Raw genomic sequence first — 20,949 nt, forward strand, 5'->3', positions numbered from 1 at the left:
CGCCGCCAACCTCATGATCGACGGGTGCAAGCGGGCGGGCGTGCCCCGGGTGTGGTACGGCGGCGTCGGGTCGCGGTGGCGAGCTGGGGTCAGGCTCGCGGTCGCTGCCGGGGAAAAATCGGGCACGTACGATGGTTGGGTGACTGAGGCTGAGACGACTCTCCGGACCGGCAAGCGCGTGCTCCTGGCCAAGCCCCGCGGCTACTGCGCGGGCGTGGATCGGGCGGTGCAGACCGTCGAGGAGGCGTTGCGGCTCTACGGCGCCCCGATCTACGTCCGCAAGCAGATCGTGCACAACAAGCACGTGGTGCAGACCCTGGAGGCCAAGGGCGCGATCTTCGTGGAGGAGAACGAGGAAGTGCCGGAGGGCGCCACCGTCATCTTCTCCGCGCACGGCGTCGCGCCCGAGGTGTACGAGCAGGCGAAGGCGCGCTCGCTCAAGGCGATCGACGCGACCTGCCCGCTGGTCACCAAGGTGCACCAGGAGGCCCGGCGGTTCGCGGCCGAGGACTACGACATCCTGCTGATCGGCCACGAGGGGCACGAGGAGGTCATCGGCACCGCCGGTGAGGCCCCCGCGCACATCCAGTTGGTCGACGGCCCGGACGGCGTCGACAAGGTCACCGTGCGCGACCCCGGCAAGGTCGTCTGGCTCTCCCAGACCACCCTCTCCGTCGACGAGACCCTGGAGACGGTGGCCCGGCTCAAGCAGAAGCTGCCGCTGCTCCAGTCGCCGCCCAGCGACGACATCTGCTACGCCACCTCCAACCGGCAGCACGTGGTGAAGGAGATCGCCCCGGACTGCGACGTGGTGATCGTGGTGGGCTCGCGCAACTCCTCCAACTCGGTACGCCTGGTCGAGGTGGCCCTGGACGCCGGCGCCCGGGCCGGGCACCTGGTCGACTTCGCCCACGAGATCGACGACGCCTGGCTGACCGACGCGCGTACGGTCGGCGTCACCTCGGGTGCCAGCGTGCCGGACGAGCTGGTTCAGCAGGTGCTCGCGCGCCTGGCCGAGCGGGGCTTCACCGACGTGGAGGAGGTCACCACCGCCAACGAGCGGCTGACCTTCTCGCTGCCGCAGGAGCTCAAGCGCGACCTGAAGGCCGCCGCGGCCGCTCGCGGCTGACCCGGCGGAACGGATCGGCCGCCCGGTACGTCCAACCGCTCATGAAGACTCCTCGGACGGCGATCGTCGCCCTGCTCGCCGGCGCCGCGCTCACCGCCTGCGCCGGCCCGGGCGCCGAGACTGCCGGCCCCGGCCCGACGGGAGCCGCCCCGGTGACCAGCACGCCCAGCCCCGACCCCAGCGTCAGCCCGACCGACCCGACACCGCCCACCAAGGGCGGGCCGTCGAGCGCCGGCACCACCACGCTCACCGGCACGGTGCAGGCCGGGGTGGAGCCGAACTGCCTGCTGCTCGACGGAAACCTGCTGGTCGGCGGCCCGCGTGACGTGCTGAAGGCCGGTGCCCGGGTCACCGTCACCGGCCACGCCCAGCCCGGCATGATGACCACCTGCCAGCAGGGCACCCCCTTCGTCGTCGAGACCGCCAAACCCGCCTGACCCGCGGAAAGCGAGGAGCCCCGCCCCCTGGTCGGGGGCGGGGCTCCTCGGGTTTGATGGGTCAGTTGACCGTGCCGATGGCCACCGAGCCGCGGCCGACGACCGCGCCCTCGGTGGTGGTGACGGCCAGGTCGCCGAAGAGCTCCCGGCCGGCGGCCGGGGTGGCCAGGGCGGTCACCGTACCGGTCAGGGTCGCGGTGGCGCCGTTGGCCAGGGTCAGCGGCGTGGCCGGGGCGGAGACGTTACCCAGCGACGCCGAGGCGAACGAGTCCCGGTAGTCGTAGGCGGTGCTGCCGCCGGCGCCGTCCACCGCGTACCCGTCGATCCGCACCCGGTAGGTGCCGGGAGCCGGGTTCCGCAGGGTCACCGCCTCCTCCGAGTCACCGTCGGCCGAGCGGCCGACCTCGGTGGTGCCGAGGAAGACGTACAGGTCGAGGTCGGTGCTGGGGTTGGCCGGGTTGCCGATCCGGGCGGTGAAGCTGGACACGCCGGCCGGGATGTCGACCGTGTACTCCTGGACGGTGCCCTCGGTGATGGTCGGCCGCTCGGCGCGCACGCTGGAGAGCGGGCCACCCACACCGGTCACCTGGACCGGACCAAAGGTGTTGGTCAGGCCCCAGCTCACCTCGGTGGGCGCGCCAGCGGTGACGGACGGCAGTTCGACGACGCCCGGCTCGACCTTGACGCCCTGCACCCGCGCCTGCAGCTGGAACGGGTTGTCCAGCGTCGGCGAGGTACGCCGGGCCTCCACCTCGATCTCCCAGACGCCCGGGATCGGGTTCTGGTAGTCCCGCTCCTGCGGCTTGCAGGCGGCGGCGTCGGAGAAGTTGGTGTAGCAGGCCGTGCTCGCGGTGCTCTCCACCGGCACGCCGTACGGGTTGATGGCGATGAACCGGGTCTGCGAGCCGGTGGCGACGCCGGACAGGTTCACCTGCAGCGCGCCGGCGCCCTGGGGAACCGTCACGTAGTACGAGGTGAACCCGTTGCGCTCCACGGAGCCCTGGGTGGAGAACGAGTAGGCCGGGGCGCTGACCGTGTTCGAGGCGACCACCACGGTGGAGACCTCGAAGTCGACCACCGGGGTGGCCGGGTCGTCAACGGTCATGATGGCGCCGTGCGCGCCGGCGGTCATCGGCTTGGCCTTCACCTGGACCGTGACGGTCTTGTTCAGCGGCAGCCAAACGACGGCCGGCGCGGTGAAGGTGCCGTCGTTGCCGCGGAAGGCGATCTCGTGCCTGATGCTCTTGTTCGGGCCGCTGGTCCGGGTCAGCTTGACCGCGTAGAAGCGGCCCTCCTTCACCTTCTGGCCACCGCGGTCGGCGGCGCAGCGGTTGTGGATGCCGGTGCCCACGTTCGGGCTCGGCTCGAAGGTGCCGAGCTGCTCGTTGTACTTCGCCAGGTTCGCCGACAGCTCGGTGCAGACCGCCGCCGCGGAGGTGTAGGTGCGGGTCGTCACGCCCTGGGCCAGCAGCTTCCACGCGCCCGGCACGTTGAACATGCCGTAGCCCTGCGCGTACGTCGGGACGCCCGCGATCGGCTTGGCGGAGGTGTAGATGGCCCGGCGCAGCGCGGCCGGGGTGACCGCCTGGCCGGTGGCCTTGGCGGCGGAGAGCAGCAGCGCGGCGGCACCGGTGGCCTGCGGGGAGGCCATCGAGGTGCCGTTCAGCATCTGGTAGCCCGGGGGCAGCGGGTAGCCGGCCTCCGCGACGGGGACGCCGGGCTGCCAGGTCGGCGCGGTCGAGATGGCCGAGCCGGGGGCGGCGATGTTCGGCTTGAACCCGCCGTCCTCACGCGGGCCGCGCGAGGAGAAGTTGAACAGCGCGTTGTCCTTGCGGACGACCGAGCCGTAGTTGGCCAGCCAGGTGTCCTTGCTGATGTTGGCGGCGACGCTGACCACGTTGTCCGCGACCGACGGGTCGCCGACGGTGTTCAGGCCCGGGCCGGAGTTGCCGGCCGAGATGAACATCTGCACGCCGTACGTGGTGATCAGGGTGTTGTAGAGCTGGGCGCGGGCGTTGGCGCCGTCGTTCAGCGCCGGCAGCCCGCCGATCGACATGTTGATCACGTCGACCTTGCGGTTGACCACCAGGTCGACCATGCCGGTGGTGAGCGCCGCGTAGGTGCAGCCGCCGCCCCACGAGCAGGCCCGGGCGGAGACCAGCTTGGCGCCCGGGGCCGCGCCGTCGAAGGCGCTGTTGCCCAGCATGTCGTTGGCGGCGGTGATGCCGGCGACGTGCGTGCCGTGGGTGCTCTCGATGATGCCGATGTTGACGTAGTCGACCAGGCCGGGGCCGCCGACCGGAGTGGTGTCGACGTTGCGACGGTACTCGACCACGAACGGGATCTGTTCCCGTACCGCGGTGGGCGGGTTGTCCGTGCCGAAGTGGCCGACCTGGAACTTCTCCTTGTACGGCCGCATCAGCTCGTCGTCGGTGAAGTCGTTGTTCTGGTTGGCGTCCACCCAGATGTTGCCGGTGGCCTGGTCGTACAGGATGCCCCAGAAGTCGGTCTTGTCACCGTCGCGGTTCACGTCGCCGCCGGCGTCGCTGGCGGCGGTGATGTTCTCCCGGAAGACGTTGAACTTGTACGTGCCGGCCGGCGCCTTCCAGGTGCCGAGCGAGGTGGTGAACGACGGGCCGCTCACCTCGGTGATCATCGCGCGCCAGGAGGCGTCCTCGAACGGGTCGGTCGCGGTGACCCAGTCGACGATTTTGCGCTCGCCGGTGGTGGTCTTCTGGAGCGCCGGCTGGTCCAGGTCCACACCGGAGTCCATGATGCCGATGGTGACGCCGCGGCCGTCCCAGGTCGGGTGTGCGGCCTTGAAGGCCTCCGCGCCGGTCTCGTTGGTCGGCATGTACGGGTTGACGGCACCGGTGTCCGCGCCCGGGCCGGCCAGCGTCTCGCCCTGCTTGGCGATCTTCGCGCCGGCCGGGGCGGCCTCGGGGGTCGGGTCGGGCAGCTTGATGGTCTCGTCGAGGTCGACCGCCGAGACACCCGGCAGCGTGGCGGCCTTGAGGACCTTCCCGGTGGGGACCTTGGCCAGCAGGAAGCCGACCTGGTCGTACCGCTGGGTGACCGCGGCGCCGAGGCCCTTGAGCCCGTCGGCGACCTTCTTGGCCGAGCCCTGCTTGGCAGCGATGATCAGGGTGACGGTGGGGGCGTGCTTCGCCTCCGCCTCGTCGAGAAGCTTGGCGTCGTGCGCACCGAGCGTCTCAGCGGCGGTCGGCTGGGCGGCGTCGGGAGCGGCGGCGGGCGCGGCGCTCGCGGTGGCGGCACCACTCCCGATGGTCATGGCGCCGGCCGCCAGGACCGAGGCGAAGAGCGCGGCGGAGGTGCGCCGGCTCCGGTTGCGGGGTTGACTCACGTTCTCTTCCTCCAGAGAACAGGGCCCTTCAGGAACAGGGCACAGGTAACCGAGATCCTTCGGGGTGGGCCGTGCCGGTGTCACTAGCGCGAGGTCGGTTGTGATCAGTCCGTGACACGGATCGGTCGTGGTCGTCGCCCGGTCAGTCCTCGATGTCCCGTCCGGCCGATGTGGACGCCGGGCCGGTGCCGGGCGACAGCAGCTCCGGCGCCTGCGGCTGGCGGGGCGCCACCTCGACCTGGGGCGGAGCGGTCAACGCCTGGTCGGAGACGCCCAGCTCGGCCAGCTTGCGGGCGCTGACCAGCACCCGCGCCTCCAGCGAACCCACCGCCCGGTTGTACGCGGTCACCGCCCCGCCCAGCGAGGTGCCCAGCTTGCCCACGTGGTCGCCCAGGGTGGACAGTCGCCCGTACAGCTCGCGGGCCAGCGAGTGCACCGTGGCGGCGTTGCGGGCCAGGGCCTCCTGCCGCCACGAGTAGGCCACGGTGCGCAGCAGCGCCACCAGGGTGGCCGGCGTGGCCAGCACCACGTTGCGGGCGAACGCGTGCTCCAGCAGCGTCGGGTCGCGCTGCAACGCCACGTCGAGGAACGGGTCCGCCGGCACGAAGAGCACCACGAACTCGGGCGACTGGTCGAACGCGGCCCAGTAGGACTTGGCGGCCAGGGAGTCCACGTGCGCCCGCAGGTGCCGGGCGTGCGCGTCGAGGTGGGTGTCCCGCCCCCGCTCGTCGCGTGCCTCCATGGCGGTCAGGTACGCGTCGAAGGGCGCCTTGGCGTCGACCACCACCGTCCGGCCGCCGTGCAGCCGGACCACCAGGTCGGGGCGTACCCCCTGGTGGTCGGTGGCGGCGGTGACCTGCTCGGAGAAGTCGCAGTGCTCCAGCATCCCGGCCGCCTCGACGATCCGGCGGAGCTGGTGCTCGCCCCAGCGGCCGCGGACCTGCGGGGCGCGCAGCGCCGCGACGAGCTGCTTGGTCTCGGTGCGCAGCTCCCCGGAGACCGTGCTCATCGCCCGCACCTGCTCGCGCAGCTCCGCGTACGCGTCGACCCGGTCGTGCTCCAGCTCGGCGACCCGCTGCTCGTAGCGCCGGAGGGTGTCGTGCAGCGGGGCCACCGCCCGCGCCACGGCCTCCTGCGACTGGGCGGTCGCCTCGTAGCTGAGCGCCCGCATCGACTGCTCCAGCCGCCCCTCGCCCTCGCGGGTGGCGGCGAGGGTCGCCTCCAGCCGGGCGATCTGGGTCGCCGAGCGGGACTTGGCGGCCAGCCAGCCCACCGCGCCGCCGGCGGCGAGACAGATGATCACCACGGCCAGCGTTGCGATGCTCGTCACCCTCCGAAGCTTGCCAAACAGGTACGACGTGACCGGCGTGGGTACCGTCGAGTCATGAGAGTTGCGCTGTGGTTCGTCCTGGTGCTGATGCTCGGAGGTGCCCTGGTGTTCTGGCGGTGGGGGAGCAGGTCGCGCAGGGCCACCGAGCTGGCCGACGCCCGGGCCGAGGCGCAGCGCTGGTACGAGCGGCTCGGCGGGCAGCTGATGAACCTGCACGGCGACGCCCCGGCGGTACGCCAGGCGCTGGCCGACGCGGGCGAGCGGTACAACGCGGCCGGCTCCCAGTTGGAGCAGGCGCGCACCCCGCACCAGTTCGCGCTGGCCCGGGAGACCGCGCTGGAGGGGCTGGCGTACATCCGGGCGGCGCGGACCGCGCTGGGCATCGACCCGGGGCCGGAGCTGCCGCCGCTGGCCGCCGCCCGGGGCGCCGGGGTGCTCACCAAGGAGCGCGAGGTCAACGTGCAGGGGCAGACCTACCGGGCCGGCCCGCAGCCGGGCAACCACACCCCCTACTACTACCCGGGCGGCAACTGGCAGGGGCGGCGGGTGCCCGCCGGCTGGTACTCGACGCCGTGGTGGAAGACCGCGCTCGGCGCCGGGGCCGGGGTGATCGGCGGCATGCTGATCGCCGACGCCCTCTTCTCACCCGCCTTCGCCGACCCTGGTTACGGCTACGAGGCCGGCTACCAGGAGGGCTTCCAGGACGGCTTCGGCGACGGCCAGGACTACGGCGACCAGGGTAACGACTTCGGCGGCGACCAGTTCGGCGGCGACCAGTTCACCGGCGGTCAGGGCGGTGGCGACTTCTCCGGCGGAGACTATTCCGCCGGGGGCGACTACGGCGGCTTCGGTGACTTCGGCGGCGGGGACTTCGGTGGGGGCGACTTCGGCGGCGGCGACTGGTGACCGGCCGCTGAGCGCAGCACGGCAACGAGCCCCGGTCGGCGTGACCGGGGCCCGTTGCGGTCCGACGTCGGTCAGCCGGTGTTGCGCATGCCGGCGGCGATGCCGTTGACCGTGGTCAGCAGCGCCCGCTCCAGCGCCGTACCGTCGTTGGGGGCGCGGCGGCCGCCGGGCGCGGTCGCCACCGCGCGGCCCGCGGCGCCGGAGTCCCGGTACTGCCGCAGCAGCGCCACCTGGAGGTGATGCAGCGGCTCGAGGTAGGTGTCGCGCACCGCCAGCGTCCGCTGGAGGACGGGCGAGTTCTCCAGCAGGGCCGGCGAGGCGGTGACCGCCAGCACCTCCTGCTTGGTCAGCTCGTACTCCTGCTCGATCTTTTCGAAGATCGGGTGCAGCTTCTTCGGGACCAGGGTCTCGACGTACCGGCGGGCGATGGTGAGGTCGGTCTTGGTCAGCATCATCTCGACGTTCGACAGGAACGTGCGGAAGAAGTGCCAGTTGCGGTGCATCTCGGCGAGCACGTCCTCCAGACCGGCGGCACGCGCGGCGGCCAGCCCGGACCCGACGCCGAACCAGCCGGGGACGATCTGCCGGGTCTGCGTCCAGCCGAACACCCATGGGATGGCCCGCAGGCCCGCCAGGCCGGCGCCGGTGTTCGGCCGCTTCGCCGGCCGGGAGCCGATGTTCAGCTGACCCAGCAGCTCGGTGGGGGTGGAGGCCCAGAAGTACGCGGCCAGGTCCGGGTCCTCGACCAACGACCGGTACGACCGGAACGCCGCCTCGGAGACCACGTCCATGGTCGCGTCCCAGCGTTCCAGCATCTCGGCCGGCTGCCGGGGCGCGGTGTGCAGCAGCGTCGCCTGGAGCACCGCGGCCACGGTCAGCTCCAGGTTCTCCCGGGCCAGCGCGGGCAGCGTGTACTTGTCGGAGATGACCTCGCCCTGCTCGGTCACCTTGATCGCGCCGTCCAGGGTGCCGTACGGCTGGGCCAGGATGGCGTCGTGGGTGGGGCCACCGCCCCGGCCGACCGTGCCGCCCCGGCCGTGGAAGAGCCGCAGGTGCACGCCGTGCCGGGCGGCCACGTCGCGCAGCGCCCGCTGGGCCCGGTGGATGGACCACTGGCTGGTGGTGATGCCGGCCTCCTTGTTGGAGTCGGAGTAGCCCAGCATCACCTCCTGCACGTCGCCCCGGGCCGCGACCAGCGCCCGGTACGCCGGCAGCGACAGCAGTTCGTCCAGCAGTTCGCCGCCGGCGTTCAGTTCCGCCGGGGTCTCCAGCAGCGGCACGAAGCCGATCCGGGCCCGGCCGCTGTGCACGTCGATCAGGCCGGCCTCGCGGGCCAGCACCACCGCGGCGAGCACGTCGTCCACGCCGAGGGTCATCGAGATGATGTACGACTCGATCACCTCGGCGCCGAACCGGTCCTGGGCCTCGCGGATCGCCCCGAACACGTCGAACGTCTTCCGGGCGTTCTCGGTGAGCGGCGTGTCGAGGGTGGAGAGCGGCCGGCGGCCGGCCAGCTCGTCGGCGAGCAGCTTGGTGCGCTCCAGCCGGCTCAGCGACGGGTAGTCGGACACCTCGCCGACCGCCCCGTAGAGCTGGGCGAGGACCGCGTGGTGCGCCTCGGCGTGCTCACGGACGTCCATGGTGGCCAGGTGCAGCCCGAACGCGGAGACCGTACGGATCGTCGAGGCGAGCCGGCCCACGGCGGTGAGCTGCCCGGAGTTGCGGGCCAGCGAGGCGCGCAGCAGCTCCAGATCCGCGATCAGCTCGGCGGAGCCGCGGTAGTCCCGCCCGGGCACGTGCGGGGTGTCGTTGCGCAGCCGCTCCCGGGTGTTGGCCAGCTTCGCCTTCACGCACCGCGCCTTGAGCCGGTAGGGCTCCTCGGCGTTGACCCGGCGGAACCGGGGCGCCACCTCGGGCAGCGCGTCCAGGTCGGTGGCGAGGCTGGCGGAGAGGTCCAGCGAGACCGCGCGCAGCCGGCGGGAGACGGAGACTTCACTGATGAGCTCGTCCATCGCCTTCTCGGTGGCCTCGATGCCGTGCTCGTGCTGGATCCGCAGCACCTCGCGGGTGACCGTCGGGGTGACGAAGGGGTTGCCGTCCCGGTCGCCGCCGATCCAGGTGCCGAAGGTGAGCGGGCGGGCGGTCGGCGAGGTCTCCACGCCCAGGGTGCGCAGCGTGTCGGCGAGGTCGTCGAGGACCTGCGGGGCGGCCTCGGCGTGCAGGTCGCGCAGGTAGTAGATGGCGTTGCGGGCCTCGTCGGTCGGGTCGGGCCGGTCCAGCCGCAGCTCGTCCGTCTGCCACATCAGGTCCAGCAGCTCGGCCAGGCGCCGGTTGGCCGGGCCCTCGTCGCTGGCCCCGTAGAGGATGGCGTTGGCGGTCTCCGCGTCGAGTTCGTCGGCGATGGCGCGCAGCTTGGACAGGATCGACCGGCGGGCCGCCTCGGTGGGGTGGGCGGTGAAGACCGGGCGTACCGCGAGCCGGCGGGCCACCGCGGCGATCTCCTCGGCCGGGACTCCGCGCTCGGCGATCATCTTGGCCGCCTGGTCCAGCCAGCCGCCGTGCATCGCCCGGCGGCGGCGCAGGTCGCGGGCCCGGTGCACCTGCTCGGTGATGTTGGCCAGGTGGAAGTAGGTGGAGAAGGCGCGGGCCAGCTTCGTGCCGGTGGTGACGTCCAGGCCGGCGAGGCGCTGCGCGGCGGCGGGGGCGTCGGAGCGGACCTGCGCGCGGATCTCCTCGACCAGGTCGAGGAGCGGCCGGCCCTCCTGGCGGGCGAGGGTCTGCCCGAGCAGGGTGCCGAGGCGGCGGATGTCGGCCCGGAGAGCGGCGTCGGGCCCGTCGTGGTCGTGCTGGTCGGTCACGGTGCGCTCCTTACGCGAGTACGAAGGACAGCGCTGTCCGACTCCCTGGATCGTATCCGCGTGGGCCCCGGTGTCAGGAGGGGGACGGGGTGATGATCTGCACTCCGGGACGGATCGACCGGTTCAGCCATCGGCCATCGGTCTCCCGGGTGCGGCCGGCCGGGCCCGCGCGGCCCGGACGGCGCGCCGGTGCACCCGGAAGAGCGTCGCGGTGACCAGCCCGAGGATCCCGAGCACGGCCCAGATCCCCAGTGCCACCAGCGGCCAGCGCGCGCCCCGCCAGTCGAAGTAGACGGCCGACTTGAGCGAGTCGGTGGCCAGGCCGGGGACGTTCCACCGGTGCATCCCGCGCAGGAAAGCGGGCAGGAACTCCGGGGCGTAGATGCCGCCCGAGCCGGGGTTGCCGAGCACCACCAGCAGCAGGATCACCAGCCCGGTGCCGAGCAGCCCCAGCCACCCCTGCACCGCCGCGGCGACCATGCCGGCGGCGAACACGGTGAGCGCGCCCACCAGGAAGACCACCGCGACCTCGTGGTCCCAGATGTGCATCACCGGCCCGACCAGCACCGCGCCGATGATTCCGAGCAGCACGGAGTGCACCGCGAGGGTGGCGATCCGCAGGCCGGCGCGGCGCAGGCTGCGGGGTGCGGTGCCGAGCGAGATGCCCAGGGCGGTGGACGCCAGGTAGCCCCCGAGGACCAGGCCGACCGCAAGGTAGAACGGCACCAACCCGCGCGGGTCGCCGGCGGCGGTGGGCACCTCGTCGGTGACCTGGAGCGGCAGGTTGGCCTGCCGGGCGGCTTGGGTGAGCACCTGGGTGACCAGATCGGTGGCGGCGGGCGCGCTGGCGCTCGCCGTGGTGAGGGTCAGGCCGCCGCCCGGGTCGGCGTGGAGCACCGCGTAGACCTCGCGGGACCGCAGGGCGTCGAGGGCGCCGTCCGGGTTGTCGTACTGGACGGGCTTGAGCGTGTCGGTCCGGCTGCGGACGGCGGCCAGCACCGCCTGGGCGCGCTGGTCGCCCGCGGCCACCCCGACCGGCAGGTCGTGCGGGGTCGGCTTGTGCAGCGCCCCGACGTACGCCGCGATGAACGCGGTGGCCAGGGCGAGCGTGCCGATCAGCAGCCCGGCCGCCCGCGGCAGCCACTCGCGTACCGGAAGCTCCCGCCCCTGCTCGCCCACGTGGCCAGCCTAGGGCGGCGCTTCGCCCGGGTTGTGCGGTTTCGCCGCCCCGCCCCGCCCCGCCCGGCGCGACCGGCCGGCCCGGCGGACGGCCGGAAAATCCGCTGGCCCGGGCCGATAGCGTCGCGGCATGACGTCGCTGCGCTATCCCGCCAAGCCGAAGCCCGGCGACCGGGTCGCCGTGGTCTCCCCGTCCGCCGGGCTGCCGGGCCTCTTCCCCCACGTGTACGAACTGGGGCTGCGCCGGCTGCGCGACGAGTTCGGGCTGGAGCCGGTGGAGTATCCGACGACCCGGCAGATGGGCGCCGACCCGCGGGACCGGGCGCGGGACCTGACCGCCGCCTTCGCCGATCCGACGATCACCGCCGTGCTGGCCACCGTCGGCGGGGAAGACCTGATCACGGTCACGCCCCACCTGGACGACGCGGTGCTGCGGGCCAACCCGAAGCCGTACTTCGGCTACTCGGACAACACCAACGTCCTCAACCACCTCTATCGGCTGGGGAACGTGGCGTACCACGGCGGATCGGTGCTGGTGCACCTCGGCCGGCCCGGCAAGCCGCACCCGCTGACCTTCGACTCGCTGCGGGCCGCCCTCTTCACCTCCGGCTGGTACGACCTGAGCCCGGCCACCGAGTGGGGCGACCAGCCGAACGACTGGCGGGACCCGGCCACGCTGGCGGACGAGCCGGTGATGTTCCCCGGCACCGGGTGGCGCTGGCAGGGGCCGGCGACCGTGGTGCAGGGGCGTACCTGGGGCGGGAACCTGGAGATCCTGCACTGGCTGCTGGCCACCGACCGGGTCGGTGCGGTGGCGGACCACGCGGGTGAGGTGCTGATCATCGAGACGTCGGAGGAACTGCCCTCGGCCACCGAGGTCTTCCGGATCCTGCGCAACATGGGCGAGCGTGGGCTGCTCGCCGGCTTCCCGGCGGTGCTGGTGGGCCGGGCCAAGGCGTGGGAGTTCGACCGCCCGCACACCACGGCGCAGCGCCGGGAGTTCGTCGAGGCGCAGCGGGACGCGGTCACGCGGGCGCTGGCGGCGTACCACCCCGACGCTGTGGTGGTGTTCGACGTTGACCTCGGCCACACCGACCCGCAGTTGATCATCCCGTACGGCGGGGAGGTCCGGGTCGACGCCGTCGAGCGCCGGATCTCGGTGCGTTACTGACCGGCGCGGCTCACCGTCGCGTCCCAGTCGATCAGGTGACGGTGGACGGGGCCGAACATCTGCTCCGGGCTGGGCAGGGTGGGCGGGGAGGCCGCCTGCCCGGCCTTGGCCCGGTTCGTGGCGGCCGCGTTGCCGCCGATCAGCTCCACCCGGCCGCGCCGCAGCCGCTCGTACGCGTCGAACGCGGCGTGGTCGGGCAGGTCACGTAGGCAGCGGGCCAGCTCGATGGCGCTCTCGATGGCCAGCGAGGCACCCTGCCCGGAGCTGGACGAGGGGGCGTGAACCGCGTCGCCGACGAGGACCAGGCGTCCCCGGTGCCAGTGCGGCACGGACGGCATGCGCTCCACCGGCCCGGTCGCCATCAGGGTGTCGGGTGTGGTGTGCGCCAGCAGTTGGGCGCCGGGGACGTGGTCCGCGTAGCGCTCGCGCAGCTCCGCCAGCCACTGTTCGGCCGGGATCCGGTGGACCTCCGCCCGGCTCAGCGGCTCGGTACGCGGCAGGCTGGCGAACCAGCAGAGCTGACCGTCGGGCAGCCGCCAGTACCCGATGAACGAGCTGCCGAAGGCGAAGTACATGGTGCCGGGCGCGGCGGGCACGGTGTCCTCGGCGGCCAGCCCGCCGAAGCCGAGCACGCCGGCGTACTCGGGGCCGGGTGCGGCCGGGTCGATCAGTGTGCGGACGGTGGAACGGATGCCGTCCGCGCCGATCAGCACGTCGGCGCTCGCGGTGCTGCCGTCGGCGAAGACGGCGGTGACCGCGTCCGGGCGCTCCTCGGCCGCGACGAGGCGCTTGCCGTAATCGATCTTCACGCCTCGGGCGAGCGCGTGGTCGGTCAGCGCCCGGTACAGGTCCGCGCGGGCCATCGCGTGGGTGGCGGGCAGCCCGGGGAAGCCGTGGAACTCGCTGAGCTGGTTCCCCGCGCCGTCCGCGAGGACCACGCCGGGGACGGGGTGGCCGGCGGCCTGGACCGCCTCCTCCGCTTCGACGATCCGCAGGGCCGCCAGGCCGTTCGGGGCCAGGCTCAGCATCGCGCCGACCCCGTCGGCGTCCCCCGGGTACGCCTCGTGAACCGTCGCCTCGATGCCTGCCCGGGCGAGTGCCATCGCGGTGACCGTGCCGCCGATGCCGCCACCGATCACCAGTGCCGTCCGTACCGCGCTCATCTGCGGGCTCCCCTCTTGGTCCGTAACAAGGAGAATAGTTGCGGTGAAACTAGTCCGTGTCAACTAGTTCAACTGGCTCTATGATCGCTGTCATGGAGACCGCCGTACGGAGTTCGCCGCTCGCCCTGACCGTGCTCGCCCTGCTGCACCACGAGCCGCTGCACCCGTACGGGGTGCAGCGGCTCATCCGGCAGTGGGGCAAGGACCAGGTGGTCAACGTGGGGCAGCGGGCGAGCCTCTACCGGACCATCGAGCGCCTGCACGCCGACGGCCTGATCGCGGTGCGCGAGACCGGCCGGGAGCAGGCCTACCCGGAACGCACGGTGTACGAGTTGACCGACGCCGGCCGGCGGGTCGCCCGAGAGTGGCTGAGGCGGATGCTGGCCGAGCCGAAGCAGGAGTTTCCGCAGTTCCCGGCGGCCCTGTCCCACCTGGCGATGCTCAGCCCGACGGAGGCGGCAGAGGTGCTGGAGGAGCGGGCCGAGCGCCTTGGGCGGACCCGGAACGAGCGGGCCGCCGCGCTGGGCGCGCACCCCGACCTGCCCAGGGTGTTCAACCTGGAGGACGAGCACCTGGACGCGGTGGCCGCCGCCGAGGAGCGGTGGCTGCGGTCGGTGGTCGAGGATCTGCGTACCGGCCGGCTCACCTGGACAGCTCCTGAGCCGGCCGGGCCGTCGGACGGCTCCGCACCGGCCTGACCTGCCCCAAGCGGAGGTCGGTCAGCCGTCGACGACGGCGAAGGCGCGGACCGGGAAGGTGCCCATGCCGGCCATCATCGGCGGCGCGGCGGTGAACCGGAACCCCTCCGGAGGCAGGGCGGCCAGCCCGGTCAGGTGCTCCACGATGGGAATGCCGGCGGCGAGCAGGGTGCTGTGCGCCGGGCGCTCGCCGGCGGCGGCCGCGGTCATGTCGTCGATGTTGATCGAGTCGATGCCGACCAGGGCAGCTCCCGCCGCCACCAGCCACTCCGCGCCGTCGCCGGTCAGGTGGGGTGCGTCGGGACCGGCGTACCGGTCGGTGCCGAAGTGCGCGTCCCACCCGGTGTGCAGCAGCACCGCCCGCCCCGCCACGTCGTACGGGGCGAGCATCAGCCCGTCCACCGCCCGGGTGCCGGCCGGCACCCGGACCACGATCCCGGGCAGGTCGGCGAGGCGGTCGAGCGGGGTGCCGGCGAGGTCGGCCCCATCGGCCCAGCGGTGGGCGGGCGTGTCGAGGTAGGTGCCGGTGTTGGCGATCATGTCGATCCGGGCGACGTGGAACTCCACGCCCGGGGCGTAGTTCGCGCGGGACGCCTCCCGGGTCAGCCAGTCGGTGATCCGCGGCGCCGGCCAGCCGGGCAGCGTGGTCATCCCGTCGGTGATCACGTGACTCAACTCGACCAGGCGCCGGCCGCCGTCGCCCGCCGGGACGGCGACTCCCCGGCCGCCCTTGTGCGGCTCCTCGACGACCGTCTTGTTGGTGATCCGCACCTCGCCCACCATTAGCAGCCCGAGATGCCGGACCAGGAGCGTGCCCAGCGTCGCGTCGTCGACCTCCGGGCCAGGGACGTCCAGCCGGAATCCCTCGGTCCGCAACCCGCCGCCGTTGACGAAGACGACCTCCGCGTCGAAGACCGCCCGGTACTCACCTGCCATGCCGTCACCGCACCACGCCCGCCGGCCGTGGTCAAGATCCGGGCACCGCCACCTCGCCGAGTTGGCGGTGTGCTCGGCGTGGGATACCGCCACCTCGCCGATGTGGCGCCCCCGGGCAGCCTCCCGCCCCCACCGGTGGCGTCGGGCACCACCCGGAATGTCTCGGGAGGGGGATAGTCTCGAACGGTGCACCCCCCGTCCGGCTGGACGCGGGGTCGTCGCCGTGCGTCGACCTCCTGGAAGTGATCACTCATGCTCACCGGACTCTTCTCCGCCGCCCTGGCCGACCCCGGGCTGGCCCGGGCGCGTGACCTGGCGCGCTCCGGTGCCGCGCAGGTCGACGGCCTCGACATCACCGCGCCGGCCGCGCTGCGTCCGTTCGCGGTGGCGGCCGTCGCCGCGGACGAGCCGGTGGGCGGCGCCGGGCGTCCGGTGCTCGCCGTCACCGCCACCACCCGGGAGGCCGAGGACCTCGCGTCCGCGCTGGGCAGCCTGCTGCCGCCGGAACAGGTGGCCGTCTTCCCGTCCTGGGAGACGCTGCCGCACGAGCGGCTCTCGCCCCGCTCCGACACCGTCGGGCGGCGGCTGGCCGTGCTGCGCCGGCTGGCGCACCCGGAGTCGGCCGACGCGCACGGGCGGACGGGGCCGCTGCGGGTGGTGGTGGCGCCCGTCCGGTCGCTGCTGCAGCCGCAGCTCAAGGGGCTCGGCGACCTGGAACCGGTGCAGCTCACCGCCGGTGACGAGGCGGACCTGGAGGAGGTCGCCCGCCGGCTCACCGACATGGCGTACGCGCGGGTGGACCTGGTGACCAAGCGGGGCGAGTTCGCCGTCCGGGGCGGCATCCTCGACGTCTTCCCGCCCACCGACGAGCACCCGTCCCGGGTCGAGTTCTGGGGCGACGAGGTGGAGGAGATCCGCACCTTCGCCGTCGCCGACCAGCGGACCATCGAGCAGGTTCCGCAGCTCTGGGCGCCACCGTGCCGGGAGCTGCTGCTCACCCCGGCGGTGCGCCGGCGGGCCGCCGCGCTGGCCGAGGAGCATCCGGAGCTGGCCGAGATCCTCGACAAGCTGGCCGAGGGCATCCCGGTCGAGGGGATGGAGTCGCTTGCCCCGGCGCTGATCGGCGCCGACTCGATGGAGCTGCTGCTGGACTGCATGCCGGCCGGCAGCCACGTGCTGCTCTGCGACCCGGAGCGGATCCGTACTCGGGCGCACGACCTGGTGCGTACCTCGGAGGAGTTCCTCCAGGCGAGCTGGGCCGCGGCCGCCGTCGGGGGCCAGGCCCCGGTCGACCTGGGCGCCGCCGCATTCCGGACCCTGGCCGACGTACGCACGGCCGCCCGCGCCCTGCGCCAGCCCTGGTGGACCCTCGCGCCGTTCGGCCTAACCGAGGCGGAGGCCGCGCCGACCCGGCAGCCGTGGGAGGACGAGCCCACCGAGGTCGACGTCACCCCCGACGACGCGATCGCGGTGACCCTGGCTGCCCAGCCGGCGCCGCTCTACCACGGGGAGACCGCCCGGGTGGTCGACGACCTCAAGCGCTGGGCCGGCGAGGGCTGGTCGATCGCGCTGGTCTTCGAGGGGCACGGTCCCGCCCAGCGGGCCGTCGAGGTGCTCCGCGACGCCGGGCTCGGCGCCCGGTTCATCGAGGAGGTGCCGGCCGCGCCCGCCCCCGGCGAGCTGCTGGTCTCCTGCGGCTGCCTGACCGCCGGCTTCGCCGACGAGGCGTCCCGGTTCGTGCTGCTCACCGGCAACGACGTGACGGGCGGCCGGGGCGCCTCCACCCGGGACATGCGCAAGCTGCCCAGCCGGCGGCGCAACACCATCGACCCGCTGGAGCTCAAGGCCGGCGACCACGTGGTGCACGAGCAACACGGCATCGGCCGGTACGTCGAGCTGGTGCAGCGCACGGTCAACGGCGCCTCCCGGGAATACCTGGTCATCGAGTACGCCCCGAGCAAGCGCGGCCAGCCCGGCGACCGGCTCTTCGTCCCCACCGACCAGCTCGACCAGCTCTCCCGCTACGTCGGCGGCGAGCAGCCCACCCTGCACAAGATGGGCGGCTCGGACTGGCAGAAGTCGAAGGCGCGCGCCCGCAAGGCGGTCCGCGAGATCGCCGCTCAGCTCATCCAGCTCTACGCCGCCCGCAAGGCGTCCAAGGGGCACTCGTTCGGCCCGGACACCCCGTGGCAGCGGGAGCTGGAGGACGCCTTCCCCTGGCAGGAGACGCCGGACCAGCTGGCCGCCATCGAGGAGGTCAAGCGGGACATGGAGCAGACCGTCCCGATGGACCGGCTGATCTGCGGCGACGTCGGCTATGGCAAGACCGAGATCGCGGTCCGGGCGGCGTTCAAGGCGGTGCAGGACGGCAAGCAGGTGGCCGTGCTGGTGCCCACCACTTTGCTGGTGCAGCAGCACTACAACACCTTCGCCGAGCGGATGAGCCAATTCCCGATCACCATACGGCAGCTCTCCCGGTTCCAGACGCCGAAGGAGGCCGAGCAGACCCTGGCGATGGTGGCCGACGGCACCGTCGACATCGTCATCGGCACCCACCGGCTGCTCCAAGCGGCCACCCGGTTCAAGCAGCTCGGCCTGGTCATCATCGACGAGGAGCAGCGCTTCGGCGTCGAGCACAAGGAGCACCTGAAGACCCTGCGCGCCTCGGTTGACGTGCTGGCCATGTCGGCCACCCCGATCCCGCGCACGCTGGAGATGGCGATCACCGGGATCCGGGAGATGTCCACCATCGCCACCCCGCCGGAGGAGCGGCACCCGGTGCTGACCGCCGTCGGGGCGTACGACGAGCGGCAGGTGGCCGCCGCCGTGCACCGCGAGCTGCTCCGCGACGGCCAGGTGTTCTACCTGCACAACCGGGTCGAGTCGATCGAGAGGGCGGCCCGCCGGCTCCGCGAGCTGGTGCCCGAGGCCCGGGTCGCGGTGGCGCACGGCCAGATGAGCGAGGAAGCGCTCGAGAAGGTGATGGTCGGCTTCTGGGAGAAGGAGTTCGACGTCCTGGTCTGCACCACGATCGTGGAGTCCGGCATCGACATCCCGAACGCCAACACCCTGATCGTGGAGCGGGCCGACCTGCTCGGCCTGTCCCAGCTGCACCAGATCCGGGGCCGGGTCGGCCGCGGCCGGGAGCGGGCGTACGCCTACTTCCTCTACCCCGCGGACAAGCCGCTCACCGAGAACGCGCACGAGCGGCTGGCCACCATCGCCCAGCACACCGAACTGGGCGCCGGCATGTACGTGGCGATGAAGGACCTGGAGATCCGGGGCGCGGGCAACCTGCTCGGCGGCGAGCAGTCCGGCCACATCGAGGGCGTCGGCTTCGACCTGTACGTCCGGATGGTCGGCGAGGCGGTCTCCGCCTTCAAGGGCGAGCACGCGGAGGAGGAGACCGAGGTCAAGGTGGACCTGCCGGTCGACGCGCACCTGCCGCACGATTACGTCGGCGTGGAACGGCTGCGCCTGGAGATGTACCGCAAGCTCGCCGAGGCCCGCGACGAGGAGCGGCTGCGCGAGGTGGTCGCCGAGATGACCGACCGCTACGGCGAGCCGCCCGCGCCGGTGCAGAACCTGGTCGCGGTGGCCCGGTTCCGGCTGCTGGCCCGGCGGTACGGCCTGACCGACGTGTCGATGCAGGGCAAGCACATCCGGTTCAGCCCGCTGCCGCTGCCCGACTCCAAGCAGTTGCGGCTCAAGCGCTACCACCCGGACTCGGTCTACAAGCAGGCGCTCGACCAGGTCAGCGTGCCCCGGCCGAGCACTCGCCGGGTCGGCGGCGAGCCGCTGCGCGACCAGGCGCTGCTGGAGTGGTGCGCCCAGCTCCTCAAGGATGTGCTGGGCGAGCCGATCGCGGCGGAACCGGCCGGCGCGGGGGCGCGGTGAGCCCATCCGGGTGGGCGGCGTCACAGCTGCCTGCCGGGCATGAGAGAGTGGCCGTCATGCGTGCTCGCCGTCTCATCGCCGCCGCCAGTGTGGCGGTCGGTCTCGTCGCCATCGCCGGTTGCCGTGCCGAGCCGGGAGTCGCCGCCTACGTCGGTGACCACCGGATCACCGAGGATGCGGTGACCCGCCTGCTCGACGAGTTGCGGGCCGAGCAGTCCACGCCCAGCGCCAGCCCGGAGCAGGCCGCGCCGAACGGGTTGCGGATGCCGTCCCGCAACCAGGTGGTCAGCAACCTGGTGCTGCTCGACGTGTGCCAGCGGATCGCCGACGACAAGGGCTACCAGCCGCAGCAGCAGATCACCGCGGACCAGGTCGGCCCGCAGCTCGGCGTCCCCGCCGACACCGCGTACGCCGAGCGGGTGGCCGAGCTGACCACCTGCATGAACTCCCTGCCCGCCGCCGAGCCGGTGGCGCCGACCGAGCAGGACCTCGTCGAGCTGGTCACCGCCGGTAAGGCGGCCGGGGTGATCCCGGCCGAGGTGACCATCCAGCAGGCCGCCGCCCAGCTCGACGGAGACCAGCTGCGTGGGGCGCTGGGCAGCAAGAAGGTGCTGGCCAAGGCGGTCGCCGACTACCAGGTGAGCGTCAGCCCCCGCTACCGTCCGCTGGAGATCCCGCTGCTCAGCTTCGCCGCCGGCCAGGCCGCGGTGAGCGTGCCGCTGGGCGAGCCCGGGTCCGACGCGGTGACCGACGTCTCCAAGCCCGAGCCGGAGGTCTCCGAGTCGGCCGGCGCGGTCACACCCTGAGCATGACCGCGCGGATCGTCCTGCTGGTCACCTCGCCCCGGCTGCCGGCCGGTCTGCTGACCGCGGCCGCCTGGGACGTCGTACGCTCCGCGCCGGTTCTCGCCGGCGCGGAGAGCGAGCTGACCAGGGCGGTCCGGGCGGCGGGCGCCGAAGTCACGGTGGTGGCGGAGGGCGCCACCCAGGCCCTGCTCGACGCGGTGGCCGCGCACGGCAGCGCGGTCTGGCTGGCCGGGCCGGCCGGCGACGAGGCGCTGGCCCGGGAGCTGGGGCTGCGGCTGGCCCGCGAGCCGGGCCTGGCCGAGCTGGAGTTGATGTACGGGTCCTGGGACCCGCCGGGCGCCCGGCTGCTCGACGCGGTCGAGGTGATGGACCGGCTTGCCTCCCCCGGCGGTGACCCGTGGAAGCGGGCACAGACCCACCGCAGCCTCGCCGGCTTCCTGCTCGAGGAGTGCTACGAGGCGTACGACGCGATCAGCGCCGACGACACCGACGCGCTCCGCGAGGAGTTGGGCGACGTGCTGCTCCAGGTGCTGCTGCACGCCCGGCTCGCCGAGGAGCTGCCGGAGGGGCAGCGCTGGACGGTCGACGACGTGGCCGGTGGCCTGGTCGACAAGATGGTCCGGCGCAACCCGCACGTCTTCTCCGGCGAGCAGGCCGGCTCGATCGAGGAGATCGAGGCGGCCTGGGAGCGGATCAAGCGGGCCGAGAAGGCGCGGGCGTCGGTGCTGGACGGCATCGCGCTGAGCCAGCCGGCGCTGGCGCTCGCCGCGAAGATTCTGGACCGGGCCGGGCGGATCGGGCTAGCCGTGCCACCGCCGCTGGCCGAGTCCCAGGTGGGCCCCGAGGCCCGCCTCGGCGCCAGCCTGCTCGCCACGGTCGCCGCCGCCCGCCAGGCCCGCATCGACCCCGAGGCCGCCCTCCGCCGCACCACCCTGGCCTACGCCGACGCCGTCCGCGCCGCCGAAACCACCCACCCCACCCCCACCCACCCCGCCCCCGACCAGTCGGGTTGACCATGAAGTTGTTGTCGCGACACGCCGCGACAGCCGACAACAACTTCATGATCAACAAGAAC

Annotated in this window: 14 protein-coding genes; 8 read left to right on the forward strand and 6 right to left on the reverse strand. The window is 73.1% G+C overall.

The window, feature by feature from the left end; genetic code table 11:
* Window positions 1-139: 139 nt before the first annotated feature.
* Together FXF52_RS18730 and FXF52_RS18735 are read left to right on the forward strand one after the other, a co-directional pair.
* Complete coding sequence (locus tag FXF52_RS18730) at window positions 140-1,129, forward strand: 4-hydroxy-3-methylbut-2-enyl diphosphate reductase (RefSeq protein WP_148798287.1); 990 nt, start codon at window positions 140-142, stop codon at window positions 1,127-1,129.
* Between the two features lie 41 nt (window positions 1,130-1,170).
* On the forward strand, window positions 1,171-1,566 hold the full coding sequence (locus FXF52_RS18735) for a hypothetical protein (RefSeq protein ID WP_148798289.1): 396 nt from the start codon (window positions 1,171-1,173) through the stop codon (window positions 1,564-1,566).
* Window positions 1,567-1,627: 61 nt separating this feature from the next.
* Here FXF52_RS18735 and FXF52_RS18740 read toward each other — a convergent pair whose 3' ends face one another.
* Together FXF52_RS18740 and FXF52_RS18745 are read right to left on the reverse strand one after the other, a co-directional pair.
* Window positions 1,628-4,930, reverse strand: coding sequence for a S8 family serine peptidase (locus FXF52_RS18740; protein WP_148798291.1), 3,303 nt, complete (start codon window positions 4,928-4,930; stop codon window positions 1,628-1,630).
* 142 nt (window positions 4,931-5,072) lie between these two features.
* Entirely contained in the window at window positions 5,073-6,260 is a 1,188-nt protein-coding gene (locus FXF52_RS18745) for a DNA recombination protein RmuC (RefSeq protein ID WP_148798293.1), read from the reverse strand.
* A 54-nt stretch (window positions 6,261-6,314) separates the two neighbouring features.
* Here FXF52_RS18745 and FXF52_RS18750 point away from each other — a divergent pair, with 54 nt between their 5' ends.
* Entirely contained in the window at window positions 6,315-7,166 is an 852-nt protein-coding gene (locus tag FXF52_RS18750; RefSeq protein WP_148798295.1) for a DUF2076 domain-containing protein, read from the forward strand.
* A gap of 71 nt (window positions 7,167-7,237) precedes the next feature.
* On the opposite strand, the gene ppc is transcribed toward FXF52_RS18750, so the two are convergent.
* Both ppc and FXF52_RS18760 read right to left on the reverse strand, forming a co-directional pair.
* On the reverse strand, window positions 7,238-10,024 hold the full coding sequence (gene ppc, locus FXF52_RS18755; protein WP_148798297.1) for a phosphoenolpyruvate carboxylase: 2,787 nt from the start codon (window positions 10,022-10,024) through the stop codon (window positions 7,238-7,240).
* Window positions 10,025-10,147: 123 nt separating this feature from the next.
* Window positions 10,148-11,203 carry a hypothetical protein gene (locus FXF52_RS18760; protein ID WP_148798299.1) on the reverse strand — a complete coding sequence of 352 codons (1,056 nt, stop codon included), beginning with the start codon at window positions 11,201-11,203 and terminating at the stop codon, window positions 10,148-10,150.
* 130 nt (window positions 11,204-11,333) lie between these two features.
* Between FXF52_RS18760 and FXF52_RS18765 the strand changes: the two genes are divergently transcribed.
* Window positions 11,334-12,374 carry a S66 peptidase family protein gene (locus tag FXF52_RS18765; protein ID WP_148798301.1) on the forward strand — a complete coding sequence of 347 codons (1,041 nt, stop codon included), beginning with the start codon at window positions 11,334-11,336 and terminating at the stop codon, window positions 12,372-12,374.
* Here the strand turns inward: FXF52_RS18765 and FXF52_RS18770 are convergent.
* Window positions 12,368-13,537, reverse strand: a complete 1,170-nt coding sequence (locus FXF52_RS18770) for an FAD-dependent monooxygenase (RefSeq protein WP_148798303.1) — start codon at window positions 13,535-13,537, stop codon at window positions 12,368-12,370. The two genes, FXF52_RS18765 and FXF52_RS18770, sit on opposite strands and share 7 nt — an antisense overlap.
* Before the next feature lie 92 nt (window positions 13,538-13,629).
* On the opposite strand from FXF52_RS18770, the gene FXF52_RS18775 reads away from it, so the two are divergent.
* The gene (locus FXF52_RS18775; protein ID WP_148798305.1) at window positions 13,630-14,235 is read left to right on the forward strand and encodes a PadR family transcriptional regulator; all 606 of its coding nucleotides are present in this window, start codon (window positions 13,630-13,632) and stop codon (window positions 14,233-14,235) included.
* Between the two features lie 21 nt (window positions 14,236-14,256).
* Here the strand turns inward: FXF52_RS18775 and FXF52_RS18780 are convergent, their stop codons facing one another.
* The gene (locus FXF52_RS18780; protein WP_148798308.1) at window positions 14,257-15,171 is read right to left on the reverse strand and encodes a cyclase family protein; all 915 of its coding nucleotides are present in this window, start codon (window positions 15,169-15,171) and stop codon (window positions 14,257-14,259) included.
* A gap of 252 nt (window positions 15,172-15,423) precedes the next feature.
* Between FXF52_RS18780 and mfd the strand changes: the two genes are divergently transcribed.
* The 3 genes from mfd to FXF52_RS18795 are packed head-to-tail and all read left to right on the forward strand — an operon-like array spanning window position 15,424 to window position 20,887.
* Window positions 15,424-19,068: a transcription-repair coupling factor gene (gene mfd, locus FXF52_RS18785; RefSeq protein WP_148798310.1), complete on the forward strand. Its 3,645-nt coding sequence runs from the start codon at window positions 15,424-15,426 to the stop codon at window positions 19,066-19,068.
* Window positions 19,069-19,124: 56 nt separating this feature from the next.
* Window positions 19,125-19,874: a hypothetical protein gene (locus FXF52_RS18790; RefSeq protein WP_148798312.1), complete on the forward strand. Its 750-nt coding sequence runs from the start codon at window positions 19,125-19,127 to the stop codon at window positions 19,872-19,874.
* Between the two features lie 2 nt (window positions 19,875-19,876).
* Window positions 19,877-20,887: a nucleoside triphosphate pyrophosphohydrolase gene (locus FXF52_RS18795; protein WP_148798314.1), complete on the forward strand. Its 1,011-nt coding sequence runs from the start codon at window positions 19,877-19,879 to the stop codon at window positions 20,885-20,887.
* Window positions 20,888-20,949: the final 62 nt, after the last annotated feature.

Origin of the sequence: Micromonospora sp. MP36, from assembly GCF_008119785.1 — a bacterium.
Taxonomy (GTDB): Bacteria; Actinomycetota; Actinomycetes; order Mycobacteriales; family Micromonosporaceae; genus Micromonospora.